19 protein-coding genes and 1 tRNA gene are annotated in these 15,869 nt (G+C 60.6%); 7 read left to right on the top strand and 13 right to left on the bottom strand.

The features are described 5' to 3' along the window. Positions 1–96: 96 nt before the first annotated feature. Positions 97–1,286, bottom strand: a protein-coding gene (locus tag J8G15_RS11125; RefSeq protein WP_210542005.1) for an IS3 family transposase whose coding sequence is annotated in 2 segments (ribosomal slippage) — positions 97–1,028 and positions 1,028–1,286 — 1,191 coding nt in all. Because the reading frame shifts where the segments join, the coding sequence is not laid out codon by codon here. A 218-nt stretch (positions 1,287–1,504) separates the two neighbouring features. Here J8G15_RS11125 and J8G15_RS11120 point away from each other — a divergent pair. From J8G15_RS11120 to J8G15_RS11105, 4 genes are all read left to right on the top strand, one after another. After that, on the top strand, positions 1,505–1,795 hold the full coding sequence (locus tag J8G15_RS11120; protein WP_210542003.1) for an HNH endonuclease: 291 nt from the start codon (positions 1,505–1,507) through the stop codon (positions 1,793–1,795). Between the two features lie 3 nt (positions 1,796–1,798). Next, entirely contained in the window at positions 1,799–2,434 is a 636-nt protein-coding gene (locus tag J8G15_RS11115; protein WP_210542001.1) for a tRNA-uridine aminocarboxypropyltransferase, read from the top strand. Between the two features lie 285 nt (positions 2,435–2,719). Further along, positions 2,720–3,235 carry a peptide-methionine (S)-S-oxide reductase MsrA gene (gene msrA, locus J8G15_RS11110; RefSeq protein ID WP_210541998.1) on the top strand — a complete coding sequence of 172 codons (516 nt, stop codon included), beginning with the start codon at positions 2,720–2,722 and terminating at the stop codon, positions 3,233–3,235. A gap of 49 nt (positions 3,236–3,284) precedes the next feature. After that, positions 3,285–4,784 carry a YdiU family protein gene (locus J8G15_RS11105; RefSeq protein ID WP_210541996.1) on the top strand — a complete coding sequence of 500 codons (1,500 nt, stop codon included), beginning with the start codon at positions 3,285–3,287 and terminating at the stop codon, positions 4,782–4,784. 61 nt (positions 4,785–4,845) lie between these two features. Here the strand turns inward: J8G15_RS11105 and arsC are convergent, their stop codons facing one another. Genes arsC through J8G15_RS11090 form a run of 3 tightly spaced genes read right to left on the bottom strand, consistent with a single transcriptional unit; the run spans position 4,846 to position 6,654 of the window. Then, positions 4,846–5,271: an arsenate reductase (glutaredoxin) gene (gene arsC, locus J8G15_RS11100; protein ID WP_210541994.1), complete on the bottom strand. Its 426-nt coding sequence runs from the start codon at positions 5,269–5,271 to the stop codon at positions 4,846–4,848. Between the two features lie 11 nt (positions 5,272–5,282). Next, the gene (arsB, locus tag J8G15_RS11095; protein ID WP_210541992.1) at positions 5,283–6,314 is read right to left on the bottom strand and encodes an ACR3 family arsenite efflux transporter; all 1,032 of its coding nucleotides are present in this window, start codon (positions 6,312–6,314) and stop codon (positions 5,283–5,285) included. Beyond that, positions 6,301–6,654, bottom strand: a complete 354-nt coding sequence (locus J8G15_RS11090; RefSeq protein ID WP_210541991.1) for a helix-turn-helix transcriptional regulator — start codon at positions 6,652–6,654, stop codon at positions 6,301–6,303. The genes arsB and J8G15_RS11090 overlap by 14 nt, the downstream gene beginning before the upstream one ends. Positions 6,655–6,813: 159 nt before the next feature. Here J8G15_RS11090 and J8G15_RS11085 point away from each other — a divergent pair, with 159 nt between their 5' ends. Both J8G15_RS11085 and msrA (J8G15_RS11080) read left to right on the top strand, forming a co-directional pair. Then, a complete protein-coding gene (locus tag J8G15_RS11085) occupies positions 6,814–7,422 on the top strand; it encodes an ATP-binding cassette domain-containing protein (RefSeq protein WP_240538246.1) in 609 nt (202 codons plus the stop codon). A 756-nt stretch (positions 7,423–8,178) separates the two neighbouring features. Beyond that, a complete protein-coding gene (gene msrA, locus J8G15_RS11080) occupies positions 8,179–8,853 on the top strand; it encodes a peptide-methionine (S)-S-oxide reductase MsrA (protein WP_210541989.1) in 675 nt (224 codons plus the stop codon). A gap of 35 nt (positions 8,854–8,888) precedes the next feature. On the opposite strand, the gene J8G15_RS11075 is transcribed toward msrA (J8G15_RS11080), so the two are convergent. Further along, the gene (locus J8G15_RS11075) at positions 8,889–9,206 is read right to left on the bottom strand and encodes a hypothetical protein (RefSeq protein ID WP_240538245.1); all 318 of its coding nucleotides are present in this window, start codon (positions 9,204–9,206) and stop codon (positions 8,889–8,891) included. Position 9,207: 1 nt separating this feature from the next. Continuing rightward, complete coding sequence (locus tag J8G15_RS11070; RefSeq protein ID WP_370627413.1) at positions 9,208–9,609, bottom strand: DUF6172 family protein; 402 nt, start codon at positions 9,607–9,609, stop codon at positions 9,208–9,210. 204 nt (positions 9,610–9,813) lie between these two features. Between J8G15_RS11070 and J8G15_RS11065 the strand changes: the two genes are divergently transcribed. Further along, on the top strand, positions 9,814–11,076 hold the full coding sequence (locus J8G15_RS11065) for a DEAD/DEAH box helicase (protein WP_210541987.1): 1,263 nt from the start codon (positions 9,814–9,816) through the stop codon (positions 11,074–11,076). 32 nt (positions 11,077–11,108) lie between these two features. Here the strand turns inward: J8G15_RS11065 and J8G15_RS11060 are convergent, their stop codons facing one another. From J8G15_RS11060 to J8G15_RS11030, 7 genes are all read right to left on the bottom strand, one after another. Next, the gene (locus J8G15_RS11060) at positions 11,109–11,720 is read right to left on the bottom strand and encodes a bifunctional 2-polyprenyl-6-hydroxyphenol methylase/3-demethylubiquinol 3-O-methyltransferase UbiG (protein ID WP_210541985.1); all 612 of its coding nucleotides are present in this window, start codon (positions 11,718–11,720) and stop codon (positions 11,109–11,111) included. Next, entirely contained in the window at positions 11,717–12,523 is an 807-nt protein-coding gene (locus J8G15_RS11055; RefSeq protein ID WP_210541983.1) for a sulfite exporter TauE/SafE family protein, read from the bottom strand. Before J8G15_RS11055 ends, J8G15_RS11060 begins: the two co-directional genes overlap by 4 nt. A 21-nt stretch (positions 12,524–12,544) precedes the next feature. Then, on the bottom strand, positions 12,545–12,925 hold the full coding sequence (locus tag J8G15_RS11050) for a rhodanese-like domain-containing protein (RefSeq protein ID WP_210541982.1): 381 nt from the start codon (positions 12,923–12,925) through the stop codon (positions 12,545–12,547). A gap of 55 nt (positions 12,926–12,980) precedes the next feature. After that, complete coding sequence (locus tag J8G15_RS11045; RefSeq protein WP_210541981.1) at positions 12,981–13,382, bottom strand: group II truncated hemoglobin; 402 nt, start codon at positions 13,380–13,382, stop codon at positions 12,981–12,983. A 121-nt stretch (positions 13,383–13,503) separates the two neighbouring features. Next, entirely contained in the window at positions 13,504–14,880 is a 1,377-nt protein-coding gene (locus tag J8G15_RS11040) for a DUF3422 family protein (RefSeq protein WP_210541980.1), read from the bottom strand. A gap of 93 nt (positions 14,881–14,973) precedes the next feature. Continuing rightward, positions 14,974–15,050 (bottom strand) — tRNA-Met (locus J8G15_RS11035). A 37-nt stretch (positions 15,051–15,087) separates the two neighbouring features. After that, positions 15,088–15,867, bottom strand: coding sequence for an enoyl-CoA hydratase (locus J8G15_RS11030; protein WP_210541979.1), 780 nt, complete (start codon positions 15,865–15,867; stop codon positions 15,088–15,090). Between the last annotated feature and the right edge of the window lie 2 nt (positions 15,868–15,869).

Here is a 15,869-nt window from a genome sequence, read left to right as displayed (position 1 = left end):
GATTCAAACACCTTAACCAGCTCTCAGCGGTCATAACTTTGATTGGGTCACTTTTTCAATGACCTTGCCCCTGGAATCCGTATCCCATAACCGAGATCATGAGTTGGCTTGCTTGGGCTGATTAGCAAGCCAGTTTTGCTCGAACCGCACCGGGCTGACGTAGGCCAGTGTCGAATGCAGTCGAGTCCGGTTATACCAAAGCATCCAAGCAATCGTTTCATCCTTTGCCTCCCGCTGAGTCTTGAACTTCTGTCCGTATAACCGTTCCACCTTCAATGATCCAAACAGCGTCTCGCTGCAGGCGTTGTCCCAACAGTTGCCGCGCCGGCTCATTGAACTGGTGATGTCGTACTCCTTGAGCACTTCCCGGAAGTCCTTGCTGGCGTACTGACTGCCGCGGTCGCTATGGAACATCAGGCCAGCCTGCTTGCCCGGATGCCGCTTGAACCATGCCATGCGCAGCGCATCAATGACGATGTCCCGCGTCATTTCCTCTCGTAACGACCAGCCCACTACTTGGCGGCTGAACAGGTCAATCACCACGGCCAGAAACAACCAGCCTTCGTCCGTGGCGATGTACGTGATGTCACCCACCCAGACCTTGTCGGGTGCTGCCACATCGAACTCCCGGTTGAGCAGGTTGGGTGAGATCGCTAGATCGTGATTGCTATCGGTGGTGACCTTGAAGCGCCGCTTTCCCTTGGCACGGATGCCGTGCAACTGCATGAGCTTTTGCACGCGCTCTTTGCCCACACGGATGCCACGGGCAAGCAGCTCCTTCCAGGTGCGTGGCCAGCCGTAGCCGCCTCGCGTCTCGGCATGGATGGCCTTGATGTGCACCAGCAAGGCGTCATCGCTCAGGTGGCGGAGCTGGGCCGGACTGGCCAGTCGCACAAAGTGTTCGTGGTACCCGGCGATGCTCACCCCCAGTACGCGGCACTGTACCGAGATCGGCCATGTGCTGCGGTGGCGCTGGATGAAGGCGTACTTCAAATCGATCCCTTTGCGAAGTACGCCGTCGCTTTTCCCAGAATGTCGCGCTCCATCTTCACACGCGCCAGCTCGGCCCGCAACCGGCTGATCTCCATCTGCTCGGCGCTGACCAATACCTTGCTGTCAGCTCCCTTGAGCTGGCCCTGGCGCTGCGCCTTGACCCAATTGAACAACGTCTGGTCGACCACTCCCAGCGTGCGTGCCGCGGCTGCAATGCTCTGGCCACCTTCGACCAGTCGAACTGCTTCTTGCTTGAATTCGAGCGTGTAGCGCGCTCTTGCTGTCTTCGTCATTTCCGTTCTCCTTGCGTGAATTTACACACTCAGCAAGAGATACGTTTTTCGAGGGCAAGGTCACAATCTGTTTTCAAGGGTGCCTCTTCTCCCGCTCGCAAAGGGTTTGATAAAGAACCTTGACTGCTCCGTCACTCGTCGCTACTCATCTCGCAAGGGACGCGAAAATTACAACGCCAGCGCTCCCCAGCCTTCATTCGCAGTGAAAATCATCCGCCATGAGCCGACTCTCTTTGACCCGCGACAAAATTTACAAAACTGTGGCGCGCCAGTTGCATGGCGTGGTGCCTTGCTGGGTGTGTGGCGAGCATGTGTTGCCCCATGCGGCCACGCTGGAGCATATTCAGCCGCGCAGCGAGGGCGGTAGCAGCCACCTGGAGAACTTTGCCATCAGCCATGACTTGTGCAACAACCAGCGCCACGCAACAGGGGTGGTGACGCCTTCTGCCACTTTGGCGGGCAAGGTGCAGCGGGGGAGTGAATCCCCGGCGGCAATTCAAAGTGTTTGAGCGGTGAGTCAGCCACCCAAACGCGCGCTGTGCGCCCAGTGTCTTCGCCCCCAGTCCAGCTGTATTTGCCGGTGGGTTAGTCCCATCGCGCACCAGGTGCAGGTGCTGGTGTTGCAACACCCGCTGGAGGTGGCCAATGCCAAGGGCAGTGCGCGGCTCTTGTGCATGAGCCTATCGCACAGCCGCTTGGTCACCGGCGAAGCCTTTGACGAGGATGTGCTGAACGCCTTGTTGAACAAGCCATGGCCGGGTGAAACGGCTGAAGCGCCGTGGCGCCATGTCGTGCTGCTGTACCCGGCCACGCCCTTGAATCCCGCGCCGAATTGGCCGTTAGCTGGCGACGAAGCGCCCACGGATCCGCGCCAATTGCGGCTGGTGGTGTTGGATGGCACTTGGCGCAAAAGCCGAAAAATGCTTCACTTGAACCCGGTGTTGCAGGCGCTGCCGCGGTTGGCCTTGCGCGACAGGCCGCCGTCCAACTACCGCATCCGCAAAGCCCACCTGCCCGACCAGCTCTCGACGCTGGAGGCCACTTGTGCGGCACTGGGGCAGCTTGAGGGCGGCGACACCCCGTTTGAGCCGCTGCTTCAGGCCTTTGACGGTTTTGTGGCGCAGCAAATGGCTTACCGGTCTTTGTGACGATTTTTATAAGCTTTTTAGGCCTCTAGCGCTAGTGCAGGCTGCGCAAGAAGCTATTAAATAAAGAGCATTTTGACCGGAGGGTTTGGTCTGAATGGCCAGCGAGCTAGCGCATTGCGCGCTGCCTGTGGGGCGCGGTGTGGCAATCTCATGACCGCAGGGGGGCTATCGCGCCCATGGCGGGCGCCGCCGCCCCATGGCGCGTATCCTGACGGCCGGCCCCAGACGGGGTGAACGCGGGTGGTCAGCAGGCCACTGGCGACACAACATACATTGGAGATTGAGATGAGCAAAACTGAAACCAGTATTCTGGCCGGCGGGTGTTTTTGGGGCATGCAGGATCTGATTCGCAAGATGCCCGGCGTGGTCTCCACCCGCGTGGGCTATACCGGCGGCGACACGCCCAACGCCACTTATGCCACCGTCAAACAAGGCCAAAGCGGCCACGCGGAGTCGCTGGAGGTGGTGTTTGACCCCGAGCACTTGAGTTACCGCGATCTGTTGGCGGCGTTTTTTCAGATTCACAACCCCAGCACCACAAACCGCCAAGGCAACGACGTGGGCAGCCAGTACCGCTCGGTGATTTTCTACACCAGTGATGCCCAGCGCGACATGGCCTTGGCCACCATTGAAGATGTCAACGCCTCCGGCCTGTGGCCCGGCAAGGCGGTGACCCAGGTGGTGCCCGCCGGTGACTTCTGGCCCGCCGAGCGCGAGCACCAGGACTACCTGGAGCGCATTCCAGAGGGCTATACCTGTCACTTCCCGCGCGCCGACTGGGTCCTGCCCAAAAAGGCCTGAGCCTTTTCGTTCCACCCAACCTGCACGCCCCCCAGAAAGTAAATCGCCGATGACCACAGCTTCTTCCCGCGCCGGTGCCGGATTTATCTTCGACAACAGCTACGCCCGTGACTTGGAGGGCGGCTATGCCCCCTGGCAGGCGGCGCAGGTGCCCACGCCCGTGCTGGTGAAGCTGAACCGCGAACTGGCCACCGAGTTGGGGTTGGACGCGGACGCCTTGGACGGCGATTTAGGCGCCGCCATCTTTTCCGGCAACCAGGCGCCTGAGGGCGCCAAGCCGCTGGCGCAAGCCTACGCGGGCCATCAGTTTGGCGGCTTTTCTCCCCAGCTGGGGGACGGCCGGGCCTTGCTGCTGGGCGAGGTGCTGGACCGCCAGGGGCGGCGGCGCGACATCGCCTTCAAGGGCTCGGGGCGCACCCCGTTTTCCCGCAGTGGCGACGGCAAGGCGGCGCTGGGCCCGGTGCTGCGCGAGTACCTGATTGGCGAGGCCATGTATGCGCTGGGCATTCCCACCACCCGCGCGTTGGCGGTGGCCACCACCGGCGAGTCGGTGCGCCGCGACACGGGCGCCTTGCCCGGTGCGGTGTTGACCCGCGTGGCAGCCAGCCACATTCGAGTCGGTACCTTTCAATTTTTCGCATCCCGCCAAGAGGAAGCCCTGTTGCGCCGCCTGGCCGACCATGTGATTGAGCGCCATGACCCGGCGCTCAAAGGCCAGCCGAACCCTTACCTCGGCTTGCTACAAGCCGTGAGCGAGCGCCAGGCCGCCCTGATCGCCCGCTGGATGGGCGTGGGCTTCATCCACGGGGTGATGAATACCGACAACATGACCGTGTCGGGCGAGACCATTGACTACGGCCCCTGCGCCTTCATGGACCACTATGACCCCAGCACAGTGTTCAGCTCCATCGACACCGGCGGCCGATACGCCTACTCCCAGCAGCCCTTGATCGCCCGCTGGAACCTGGCCCGCCTGGCCGAAACCCTGCTGCCGCTGTTGCATGACGACCCTCAAAGCGCAGTGGATTTGGTGATGCCGATCATTGACGGCTTTCCCGCCCGTTACGAGCACTTTTGGTTGGCAGAGATGCGCGCCAAACTGGGGCTGGAAGGTGAAGAGGCCGGTGACTTGGCGCTGGCGCAAGACTTTCTGGGCAGCATGCAAGGGCAGGGCGTGGACTTCACCCAGGCGTTTCGGGCGCTGGCGAGCGCCGCAAAAGGTCAGCCCGAGAGTCTGCGGGCGCTGTACTTGGATGCGCAGGCGTTGGACGCCTGGTTGCCGCGCTGGCAAGAACGTGCGGTCACATCAAACCGAACCCTGGCGGCACGCGCGCAAGCCATGAACGCCGTCAACCCCGCCTACATTCCCCGCAACCACCGGGTTGAAGAGGCACTGGACGCCGCCGTGAAACGCGGCGACTTCACCCCGTTTGAGCGCTTGCTGGCCGTGTTGCAACACCCATTTGACGAACGTCCAGAGTTCAGCGACTACGCCCAGTCCGCACCTGCTGAGGTGGCAGTCGGGTACCGCACTTTTTGCGGTACTTGAGTGACTTTTGTGCCGCTATCACCCGTGAAATATGGGGGAGCAGCTATTGAATTTGTAGTGCTTAAACCGGCCGCTTGCCGCTCGCATCAAGCACCACTTCACCGTCTTCCTTGGTAAACGCCGCCAGTGGCGCGTCGGGCAACAGCTCCAGCACAGCTTCTGACGGGCGGAACAGGCGCGTGCCTTTGGGGGTGACCACGATGGGGCGGTTGATCAGAATGGGGTGGGCGAGCATGGCGTCGATCAACGCGTCGTCGCTCCATTTGGCGTTGTCCAAATCCAGCTCTTTGTAAACCGCTTCTTTGGCGCGGATGGCCTCGCGCACGGGGGTGCCCATGGCTGCCAGCAGCGCCAGCAGTTCAGCGCGGGTGGGTGTTTGCTCCAAGTAGTGCACCACGCGCGGCTCAATGCCGGCGTGGCGAATCAGCGCCAGGGTGTTGCGGGAGGTGCCGCACTTTGGGTTGTGATAAATCGTGATGTCGGTCATGGCGGTGGCTTTCAGGTCAAACGGTTTGAGGCGGGGAACCAGTGCGTGGTGCGGTTGACGATGGCCACCAGCGACAGCATCACCGGCACCTCCACCAGCACGCCCACCACGGTGGCCAGCGCCGCGCCCGAGTGCAGGCCAAACAGCGAGATGGCCACGGCCACGGCCAGTTCAAAGAAGTTGGAGGTGCCAATCAAACAGGCCGGGCCGGCCACGTTATGCGGCAGTTTCAGCAGACGCGCCGCACCGTAGGCAATGACGAAAATGCCGTAGCTCTGCACAATCAGCGGCACGGCAATCATCGCAATCACCAGCGGCTTGGCAACGATGGTCTCCGCCTGAAAGCCAAACAGCAGCACCACGGTGGCAATAAGGCCGACGATGGACCAAGGCTTGAGGCGGGCCACAAAGTCGGTCACGGCGTGGTCAGAGCGGCGTTGCAGCACCGCACGGGTGGCCATGCCAGCGGCCAGCGGCAGTACCACATACAACACGGTGGAGAGCACCAGCGTCTCCCAGGGCACGGTAATGTTGGTCACGCCCAGCAAAAAGGCGGCAATGGGCGCAAAGGCCACCACCATGATCAGGTCGTTCACCGACACCTGCACCAGCGTGTAATTGGCGTCGCCTTTCACCAGCTGGCTCCAGACAAACACCATGGCCGTGCAGGGTGCCACGCCCAGCAAAATCATGCCGGCGATGTACTCATTGGCCGTCTGCGGATCCACCCACGGGTCAAAAACGTACTTAAAAAACAGCACGCCCAGCGCGGCCATGGTGAAGGGCTTGATCAGCCAGTTGACCACCAGCGTCAAAAAGAGGCCGCGCGGCTTCTTGCCCACATCCTTCACGGCTGACCAGTCAATCTGGATCATCATCGGGTAAATCATCACCCAGATGAACACCGCTACCACCAGATTGACGTGCGCAATCTCCAGCCCGGCAATGGCCTGAAAACCGCTGGGCAGAGCCAGTCCCAAGCCCACGCCAGCGGCAATGCCCAAGGCCACCCAGACGGTGAGGTAGCGTTCAAATAATCCCATGTTCTGCTTTCTGCGAGTTGTGTATTGGTGTGCAAATCTCGGGGCATTGCTCGGGTTGTCCGGCGCAGCACTCTTCGGTCAAATAGGCGATCAACGTCTGCATCAGGGCCAGGTTGGCGCGGTAGCGCTGAAAGCGCCCCTCTTGCACCACCGACACCAGTTGGGCATGCGTCAAAGCTTTGAGGTGAAAAGACAGATTGGTCGGCGGCACAGCCAGCGCACTCCCAATCTCCCCGGCCACCAGGCCCTCAGGCCCGGTTTTGACCAGCAAGCGGTAAATGTCCAAACGCACCGCCGAGGCGAGTGATTCAAAGACGGTGGTGGCAGATAAAGTGTTCATACTTCAATCATACAATATTTATTGAAATATTGATGTGTAATGTTCGTTGCTTGGCCGAGGATGCAGGGGCACGCGCCAGAATTCCTACAATGACCTTCCACTTTGCACCGAAACGAGGGCTGATCCATCGAACCCACTGCCAACACTTCTCCCGCTGTTTTGAGCGTCGACGGCCTGACCTTTAACCACCCCGGTCGCCCGCTGTGGACTCACTTCGACGTGAGCATTCCGCCTGGTGTGACGCTGGTGTGCGGCGGCGACGGTTGCGGCAAAAGCACGCTGCTGCGTCTGCTGGCCGGCGAGTTGCGGGCGCAGGCCGGGCGCTTTGTGCTGAATGGTGCGCCGGTGGCTCCCTCTCACGCCACCTACCAACAACAGGTGTTCTGGACCGACATGCGATCCGAGGCCTTTGAGCAGATCACGCCCCTGGCCTATTTCGACTCTCTGCGCCCGCGCTACCCAAATTGGGATGAAGCCGCTGTGGCGGGCCTGGCCGAAGGCCTGTCGCTCACGCCCCACCTGCACAAACCCATCTACATGTTGTCCACCGGCTCCAAACGCAAAGTCTGGCTCGCCGCCGCCTTGGCCGCGGGCACCCAAGTCACCTTGATTGATGACCCGTTTTCTGCCCTGGACAAGTCGTCGACTCAATTCCTGCTGGCGCGTTTTTTTGAGGCCGCCAGCCACCCCACCCGCGCCTGGGTGCTGGCTGACTACCAAGCGCCGGGGGGTGTGCCATTGGCGGAGTGGATAGATTTGCCGGATTGAGCCTATGGCCAGGGAAGCAGGCCGGTGGCTCAACAATCTCGGCTATAAATCAAACACTTAAAAACGCGGGAGCTGTTGAATGACTCAGGCGACAGATATTGATCCGATAGGCTTAACAAATAGAACTTGTGCTGCTCCATGAGCAAGCTTCCAACCGACCGCCGGGTTCTCCGGTGTATCTATGAGATGTACGAGGCCTCTTATCCAGGGGTTCAGTCGGGAGAGGTTCGAGGTGAGAACGACCCCTATCTGCCAATTGACCTCCAGGCTGTTGCTAAGCGGCTTGGCTGCAAGCCTGAGTTGCTCTTTGGGAGGTTGTATTACTACCTTGATGCCAAGTATCGTTACAAGCAAGATAGCGGCTCACACGTTTCCTTGTTTCACATAAATCTGAACGGGAGGGGGCACTGTGTTCATTTCCCGTATCTTGCTTCGATCCTGGCAGGACACGACTATGATTTTAGGAATCATTCATGGTCGCTGGCTGTTTCAATGCTTGCGCTAGGCCTGTCAGTGGCCTCGATCCTGGTTCAAGTATTGATGGCAAAGTGATCTTGTCGTTGAGTCAAAAAAACGGCATTTTTGTTTGCAGGCGCTCGACGTGGCCGCTGATTGAGTGGCAAGCCGAGGCGCCTCCGTCTGAGGCAGGGCCAAACTTGCGGCAAGTGCGGTGCCGCTTCCAGCCCTGTCAGTGATGACATTCAAAAAAGCGCATCATCCCGTGAAAGAAATTCCACCGGCACACGACAAATCCTCATGAACACATCACTCAAATCCCCCCTTCTTCGCGTGACTGAGCTGGCTGCTGGCGTGTTGGCGCTGACGCTTGGCACATTGTCAATGTCTAATGCGGCCGACAAGGCCGCACCAGCGGCCAAGGCGGCTGTCACGGCCGGGCCAACAGCCAAAGCCATCTTTGCAGGCGGCTGCTTCTGGTGCGTGGAGTCTGACTTTGACAAGATACCAGGGGTACTTTCCACTACCTCGGGTTACACGGGGGGCAAAACGGCCAACCCGACTTACGAAGAGGTATCCGGCCACACCACAGGGCATGCTGAGGCGGTTGAGGTGGTTTATGACCCAGCCAAGGTCAGTTATGAGCGGCTGGTGTCCTATTTCTGGCACACGATTGATCCCACGGTCAAGGACAGGCAGTTTTGCGACATCGGCACGCCCTACCGCACCGCCATTTTTGCAGTGAACGACGAGCAGATGAAAATCGCCCTGGCTTCACGAGCGGCTGTTGAAAAGACCAAGCCTTTTGCTGCACCCATCGTGACCCCGGTTGAGAAAGCCAGCGACTTCTACCCGGCTGAAAGCTACCACCAAGACTATTACCAAAAGAACCCCATTCGCTACAAGTACTACCGCACCAGTTGCGGGCGTGAGGCCCGTCTTGAACAGTTGTGGGGCGATCAGGCCGGCAAGTAGTGCTGGTGGGCCAGGGGCGCGGCGCGCCCGCGGCACTAATCCAGGTCAAATTGCTGTTTGAAGGCGTCGCAAAACTGCGGTGTGCCGCTAATTGAGAGAATGAAGGTGTGCCGGGGTGGCCCGTGCGGGGTGATGTCCAGGTGCTCTTGCAGGTCATAGTCCCACTCGCCCCCGTCGTCCAGCGGGGCTTGCTGATGCGGGAAGGTGGCGTGGGCCCAGTTCAGCATGTGGGCCAGTTCAGCCTGAAGGGCCGGGCGCTGCTGTAGCAACACCGAGGCCATGGCGTCAAAGTTGCCCCAACCTAGCTCGTCTTCACTGTAGTCGAAGTCCAGGTAGCTCAGGGCGGTAGTCAAATCAGGCTTTGTCGGCCTCTTCTTCATCTTCTTCATCGTCGCCGTCTTCAGCAGCAGCAGCGGCTGCGGCCGCCGCTTCGGCGGCTTTCATGTCCGCTGGCTTGGACGAGCGTACGCCGTCTTTGGCCAGCAATTCCAGATAGAACGTCTCGCCACCTGCTTGGACGACGGCGTCAATCTTTTCGGTCAGTTCGGCAAAGTGAATGGTGGCCGCGTTGTCGGCGCTGGTGCCAAATTTGCAGTCGAAATCCCAGAAGTCCACGCCCTCTGGCAGAGGCACGCGGCGCTGGCGTTTCACGTACTTGCGGATCTCGTGCTTGGTGGCTTCGAGGACGCGGTCCCGGTTTTTGCCTTCGATGTTGAGGTTGAATGTCTTGCGCATGGGAGCCCTTAAGTCGGTCATGAATCACGCCTCTTATTCCGTTTCTAAATCATCCGCGTCGTTGTTGCTTCGCCTTGTCGTGCGTCTGCACTGCCTGCGGCTTCGCGCCTAGACACAATTGATTTGGAAACGGAAATAGCCGTGATCGGAAAGCGCTCGATTATGAGGCTTGGGGGCCTAGCGCTTAAACTGCCCCTTCTTTCATCTTATAAAAAGCAGTCGTTCATGCCATTTTCTTCACTGGGTTTGTCGCCCGCTCTCCTGCGCGCGGTCACTGCCAAAGCCTGGCCCACGCCCACGCCGATTCAGGCCGAGGCCATTCCGGCGGCCCTGCAAGGGCGGGATGTGCTGGGCTCGGCGCAAACTGGTTCGGGGAAAACGGCTGCTTTTGCCTTGCCTTTGTTGCAAGCCATTGAAAACACAACGGCAACCCGCCCCCGGCGCCCCCGCGCGTTGGTGCTGGTGCCCACACGTGAGTTGGCCGCCCAGGTGGCGGAGTCGATTAACAGTCTGGCCGAAGGCCTGACACCAACCCCAAAGGTCACCGTGGTGTTTGGTGGCGTGTCCATCAATCCGCAAATGATGGGCCTGCGAAGCGGCACCGACATTGTGGTGGCCACGCCAGGGCGTTTGATTGATCTGGTGGAGCACAACGCCTTGAACCTGGGTGCGGTGAGTACGCTGGTGCTGGACGAGGCGGATCGTCTGCTCGATCTGGGGTTTTCTGAAGAGTTGAACCGCATCCTGGCCTTGTTGCCAGAGCAACGCCAAAACCTGTTTTTCTCAGCCACCTTCCCGCCAGCCGTGACGGCCTTGGCCACTGCCATGCTGCGCGACCCGGTGCGGGTGGATGTGTTGCCCGAAACCAATGGTGAGCCCGACATAGAACAACGAGCCATTGCCGTGGACGTGAGCCGGCGCACCCAACTGTTGAGGCATTTGATTCAGCAAAACAAATGGAGCCGGGTGCTGGTGTTTGTGGCGACCAAATTTGCCGCCGAAATCGTGGCCGACAAGCTGCGCAAAGCCGAAATCAACGCCGAGCCTTTTCATGGTGAGCTGAGTCAAGGCAAGCGCACCCAGGTGCTGGGTGATTTCAAGGCGTCTCGTTTGAGCGTGGTGGTCGCCACCGACGTGGCCTCACGCGGTATCGACATTGCGCAGTTGCCGGTGGTGGTGAACTTTGATTTGCCACGCTCTGCCGTGGACTACACCCACCGCGTGGGCCGCACCGGCCGTGCTGGAGAGCGAGGGCTGGCGGTGAGCTTTGTGAGCGCCAGCACGGAAGCCCATTTCCGTTTGATTGAAAAGCGCCACGGTTTGGCGTTGACGCTGGAGCAGGTGCCCGGATTCGAGCCCGTTGAAACTGCGCCGCCCGCCGCTGAGGGCGCCGTGGCTGGGCCAAACAATGGCGGCGTGAAGGGTCTGCGCCCCAGCAAAAAAGACAAACTCCGCGCCGCTGCGGCAGCCGCTGCTCGCGGGGAATAGGCAAGCGCGGCAAGTTTGCCGCCCCGGGCCACTCAGCGGCGTTGGGCCACGAAACGGGTCAGGTAGGCCGGGCCTTGGTGGCCAGGGCCTTCGCTGAGTTGGTCTGCGCCTTCCCAGGTCAGCACCTCGCTCAGATCAATCTCCAGTGCGGCATGCAGGTCAGCCCGCAAGGTGTGCAGTGAGTACAGCATGGATTCCACCTTGGGTCCGCCACTGCTAAAGCTCAGCTGACGGGGGTGAAACGCCTCCAGAATGAACAGCCCGCCAGGCCACAGCGCTGCCACCAGCCGATGGCGAACGCTGGCACGCAGCGTTTCCGGCAGGTGAACAAAGGTCAGCACCACCGCGTCCACGCTGGAAGGCGCCGGCACCCAGTCCACCAGATCGGCATGTACCACCTCAATCTCGACACCCTTCTGCTGGGCCAAGCGCTGCGCTTTGTCCAGGCCCACTTGGGAGCCGTCCATGGCGGTGACCTGAAAACCTTGTTCGGCCAACCAGACGCTGTTGCGCCCTTCACCGTCGCCGGGCAGCAGCACTCGAGCACCCGCTGGCAATTGCACCGCCTGCTGGCGCAAAAACTGGTTGACCTCGGTGCCGTACTTGAACTCAGCGGCAGCGAACTGTTGGTCCCAAAAATTCATGTGCTGATCCACCCAAAAGCTCTGGCGAGCATCAGCAACGCGACAAGCACGGTGAACCAGGCGAAGGCCTGTTGAAGCCGCGCGGCATCCAGCCGGCTGGCCAGCAGTCGCCCAACTAACAAGGCCACCGCTGCGCCACCCGCAAATGGAATGGCCACCGGCCAAGGCACGGACCCATGCAGGGCCGCCGCTGAGACACCGCTGACCGACACCAGGGCAATCACTGCCAGCGAGGTGACCTGAATGCTGCGCACGTCCAGATCGGTGTAGCGGGTGAGCGCGGGCACGATGACGAAACCGCCGCCCACGCCGAGCAAACCACTGAGCAAACCCGACAGCAAGCCGGTGCCGCCCAGTGCGCGGGCGCAGGGCAGTGTCCAGGCAATGCGGTGGTCGGCGTCGCTGACATGGCAGGGAACGCCCGTCAGGTGAGCCTTGGCGCCTGATTTTTTGCGCAGCAGGCGCCAGGCGGTGTACAGCAGGACCAGCGAAAACGCACCGAGCAAGGGTCGATTGGGCAAGTGTTGGGCCAGCCAGACGCCCAGCGGGGCGACGATCATGCCCGCCACGCCAATCAAGGCCGCTGCGCGATACCGAACAATGCCCTCTTTAAGCCCCAGCGCGGCGCCCAAGGCGGCCGCCAGCCCGACGGCGACCAGCCCAACCGGTGCGGCTTGTTGCAACGGCAGGTGCAAGCCGAACACCAGCAGCGGAATGGCCAGCACGCCACCTCCCGCGCCGGTGAGCGCCAGCACCAAACCAATTAAGGCACCTAAGCCAACAGCCAGAAGCGTGGGGTCCATCGGGCGTGCCGTTGCCGTGGCTTATTCGAACGAAGGCAAGCTGGGCTTGACGACAGGCTTGCCAGCGGCGGCCCAGGCGTCAAATCCGCCTGCAATAGACTGAACCTGCAGGTAGCCCATGTCTTGAAGGGCGCAGGCGGCCAGTGCGGCGCGGCCACTGGTTTTGCAATACAGCACGATCTTTATGTCGCGCGCGCTGAGCTCGGGGTTGTTGCTCAGCTTGAATTCCAGCATGCCGCGCGAGGCGTGAATGGCGCCGGGGAGGTGGCCGGCCGCAAATTCCTCGGCTTCACGCACGTCGATCACGACGTTGGCGGTCTGAATGGCGCGGTCGGCGTCGGCCAGGGCGACTTCATGAATGCGGGTTTTGGCGGCGGCGACGAGATCATGTGCAGTTTTCATGGGAAAGCTCCTTTTGGGTGATTGATTGGGTGACGGGTTGGTGGTGGCCGTGCGCTCAAGGGTGCGGCGCCTCATCGGTGTTGATCATGTGGCTGGCCATCTGCGCAAAGGTGTCGATCAGACTGTCCCTGAAGGCCTCGTCTTCGACCTGCTCGGTCAAAGCCTGAGTCATGCACAGCATCCATTCGTCTCGCACGGAGGTGCCCACAGCATACGGGGCGTGGCGCATGCGCAGCCGTGGGTGGCCTTTTTTGGCGATGTACAAGGAGGGCCCACCAAACCAGCCGGACAAAAACTCAAACAGGCTGGTGGCGCTGCCTTCCAGGCTTTCGGGGTGCATTTGGCGCACCGCGTGCGCCTCGGGCAGTTCGTCCATCAGGGCATAAAAGCGCTGCACCAGGCGGTGCACGCCGGCTTCGCCGCCCAACAGTTCATAGGGAGTGGATGGAGTGCTCATGGTGAATGTGGGGTCGTCAGAAGACAGGCTTTAGACATCCTAATCCGTCGTGATGTTGTTATAAAAATGATAGCTGTTTGCGCAGTTTTAATGGGGGCTAGAGGGTGATTTGGTATGTAATTCAGGGGTTGGTATGCAGTTTGGCGTGAATGCGCCGGGTTGTGCGCCACACCCCCCACAGTACCACTGGCACCAGCGCGCCGGCGGCCATTTCAGGGTTCACGGGCAAGCCGGCGGCTTTCAGCGCTTTGCCTGCATACAGTAACAAACTGATGACGTAATACGAGATGGCGGCAATCGACAGCCCCTCCACCGTGGTCTGCAGGCGCAACTGCATGTCCTGCCCCCGGGTGAGCTTTTCCAGCAGCTGCTGGTTCTGGATTTCGGTGGCAATGTCCACCCGTGTGCGCAGCAGCGCACTGGTGCGTGCCACCCGCTCGGACAGAGAAGTCAGGCGCTGGGCGGTGGCCGCCACCGTGGCCATGGCCGGGGACAAGCGCCTTTGCATGAATTCATCCATGGTCTGGGTGCCGGGAATCGGGCGCTCGCGCAACTCCTTGCTGCGCTGACCCACCAGCGTGTCGTAGGCCCGTGTGGCGGCAAAACGGTAGCTGTGCTCAGCCGTGGCGCGCTCAATGCCCGCTGCCAGCGACACCAGTGTGTCCAGCAATTCCTGGTCAAGGGCTGACTTGCTTTCCAGGCGCGCCGTAATAAGCGCCAGGGACTCTTCGGACTCCGACAGCATGGCGCCCAACTGCTTGGCCACGGGCAGGCCCCGCAGGGCCATCAGGCGGTAGGTTTCCAGCTCCAGCAGGCGTTGGGCAATACGACCCGCGCGGGGCTTGCTGGTGTGGGTGGGCGCAATGACCAGAATGCGCTCGAAACCGTCTGAGCGGATTCGAAAATCCGTAATCGCCACCGAGTGACCCGTGGTTTTGTTGGGGGCGTTGCCCAACTGCGACGCAATCAGCGTGCTGGGCCCGAACCAGGCTTGGGCGTCAGTGATGACGGCGGGGAGGTCATTGAGATCACCGTGCACCATGGCCAATTGAATGGCGGCCACGGTGCGCCCCGGCAGGTTTCGCAACCACTCAGGGGTGACAGCCAGGTTCTTTAGTAAATCGGGCTCTGGCGTCCCCAAAACCACCTCGTCCGGCAAATCTTGCAGAACGGAGTAGCGGGTGAACTCGGTATGCCGCTCCCACTTGATGCTGTAGCCCTCAAAGCGCAAGCGCAGAAAACTGCTCTGAAGGCTGTCCAGCGGCAAGTCGGCCTGGCCTGGCAACAGGCGCAAATGGGCACATTCCTGCTCCCGCGTCACGCCGGCGTTGAGGACCGCCACATAGATAACCATCGCCGGCAATCGCACGCGGGCAGAGGGGCGGGCGTGGACCTCGTTGTGCAGCGTGGCGCGCAGCGGGTCATCGGGCGGCAGCAGAGACAAAGTGCTTGCCGTTGCGGAATGAAGCGATTCGTCGGAAAAGAAAAGGGCGGTCATGCCCGCTATTTTGCAAGGGATTCGCCACAGCTACATTGCGGATGGGCAAGAAAAAACCCGCAAGAGCCGAAGCCGTTGCGGGTTTTTAAATTTTGGTGGTGATAGGTGGATTTGAACCACCGACATCAGCATTATGAATGCTGCGCTCTAACCAACTGAGCTATATCACCAACGAGGCAAGATTATAGCCTTCAGAAATCGTGGTTTTCAGCGGTTGGTGAAAATTGCTTGGCGCTTGTTCACAAAAGCGTCCATGCCTTCCTTCTGGTCAGCCGTGGCAAACAAGGCGTGGAACAGGCGGCGCTCAAAGGTCACGCCGTCGCTCAAGGTGCCTTCAAAGGCACGGTTCACGGATTCTTTGGCGGCCATGGTGGCAATTTGTGAGTACTCACTGATCATGAGGGCGGCGCCCAGGGCTTCGTCCATCAATTTGTCCAGTGCCACCACGCGGCTGACCAATCCGGCGCGCTCGGCCTCGGTGGCGTCCATCATGCGGCCAGTCAAAGCCATGTCCATGGCCTTGGCCTTGCCGACAGCGCGGGGCAGGCGCTGCGTACCGCCGGCGCCGGGAATGATGCCGAGTTTGATTTCGGGCTGGCCAAATTTGGCGTTGTCGGCGGCAATGATGAAGTCGCACATCATGGCCAGTTCACAGCCGCCACCCAGTGCAAAGCCGCTCACGGCCGCGATCACGGGCTTGCGAATGGCGCGAATGTGCTCCCAGTTACGGGTGATGTAGTCGCCCTTGTAGGCATCGGCAAAGCTGTAGTTCGCCATGGCGCCAATATCAGCACCGGCCGCAAAGGCCTTCTCGCTGCCGGTGATGATCATGCAGCCAATGGCCTCATTGGCGTCAAACGCCTTGAGCGCGTCGCCCAGCTCGGTCATCAGTTGGTCGTTGAGGGCATTGAGTTGCTTGGGCCTATTGAGGGTGACGATGCCGACTTTGTCGCCCTCGGTGCGGACGGTGATCATTTCGTAGTTCATGC

The organism is Rhodoferax sp. PAMC 29310 (assembly GCF_017948265.1).
Lineage (GTDB): Bacteria > Pseudomonadota > Gammaproteobacteria > Burkholderiales > Burkholderiaceae_C > Rhodoferax.
The sequence above is the reverse complement of the archived record's forward strand: the minus strand, read 5'-3'. Positions and strand labels throughout refer to the sequence as shown.

Coding starts and splice junctions, on each gene's coding strand:
- msrA (WP_210541989.1), top strand. CDS start 8,179: ATGAACACATCACTCAAATCCCCCCTTCTTCGCGTGACTGAGCTGGCT.
- J8G15_RS11070 (WP_370627413.1), bottom strand. CDS start 9,609: ATGACCGACTTAAGGGCTCCCATGCGCAAGACATTCAACCTCAACATC.
- J8G15_RS11105 (WP_210541996.1), top strand. CDS start 3,285: ATGACCACAGCTTCTTCCCGCGCCGGTGCCGGATTTATCTTCGACAAC.
- J8G15_RS11045 (WP_210541981.1), bottom strand. CDS start 13,382: ATGAGCACTCCATCCACTCCCTATGAACTGTTGGGCGGCGAAGCCGGC.
- J8G15_RS11060 (WP_210541985.1), bottom strand. CDS start 11,720: ATGAATTTTTGGGACCAACAGTTCGCTGCCGCTGAGTTCAAGTACGGC.
- J8G15_RS11065 (WP_210541987.1), top strand. CDS start 9,814: ATGCCATTTTCTTCACTGGGTTTGTCGCCCGCTCTCCTGCGCGCGGTC.
- arsC (WP_210541994.1), bottom strand. CDS start 5,271: ATGACCGACATCACGATTTATCACAACCCAAAGTGCGGCACCTCCCGC.
- J8G15_RS11055 (WP_210541983.1), bottom strand. CDS start 12,523: ATGGACCCCACGCTTCTGGCTGTTGGCTTAGGTGCCTTAATTGGTTTG.
- J8G15_RS11090 (WP_210541991.1), bottom strand. CDS start 6,654: ATGAACACTTTATCTGCCACCACCGTCTTTGAATCACTCGCCTCGGCG.
- J8G15_RS11040 (WP_210541980.1), bottom strand. CDS start 14,880: ATGACCGCCCTTTTCTTTTCCGACGAATCGCTTCATTCCGCAACGGCA.
- J8G15_RS11050 (WP_210541982.1), bottom strand. CDS start 12,925: ATGAAAACTGCACATGATCTCGTCGCCGCCGCCAAAACCCGCATTCAT.
- J8G15_RS11120 (WP_210542003.1), top strand. CDS start 1,505: ATGAGCCGACTCTCTTTGACCCGCGACAAAATTTACAAAACTGTGGCG.
- arsB (WP_210541992.1), bottom strand. CDS start 6,314: ATGGGATTATTTGAACGCTACCTCACCGTCTGGGTGGCCTTGGGCATT.
- msrA (WP_210541998.1), top strand. CDS start 2,720: ATGAGCAAAACTGAAACCAGTATTCTGGCCGGCGGGTGTTTTTGGGGC.
- J8G15_RS11030 (WP_210541979.1), bottom strand. CDS start 15,867: ATGAACTACGAAATGATCACCGTCCGCACCGAGGGCGACAAAGTCGGC.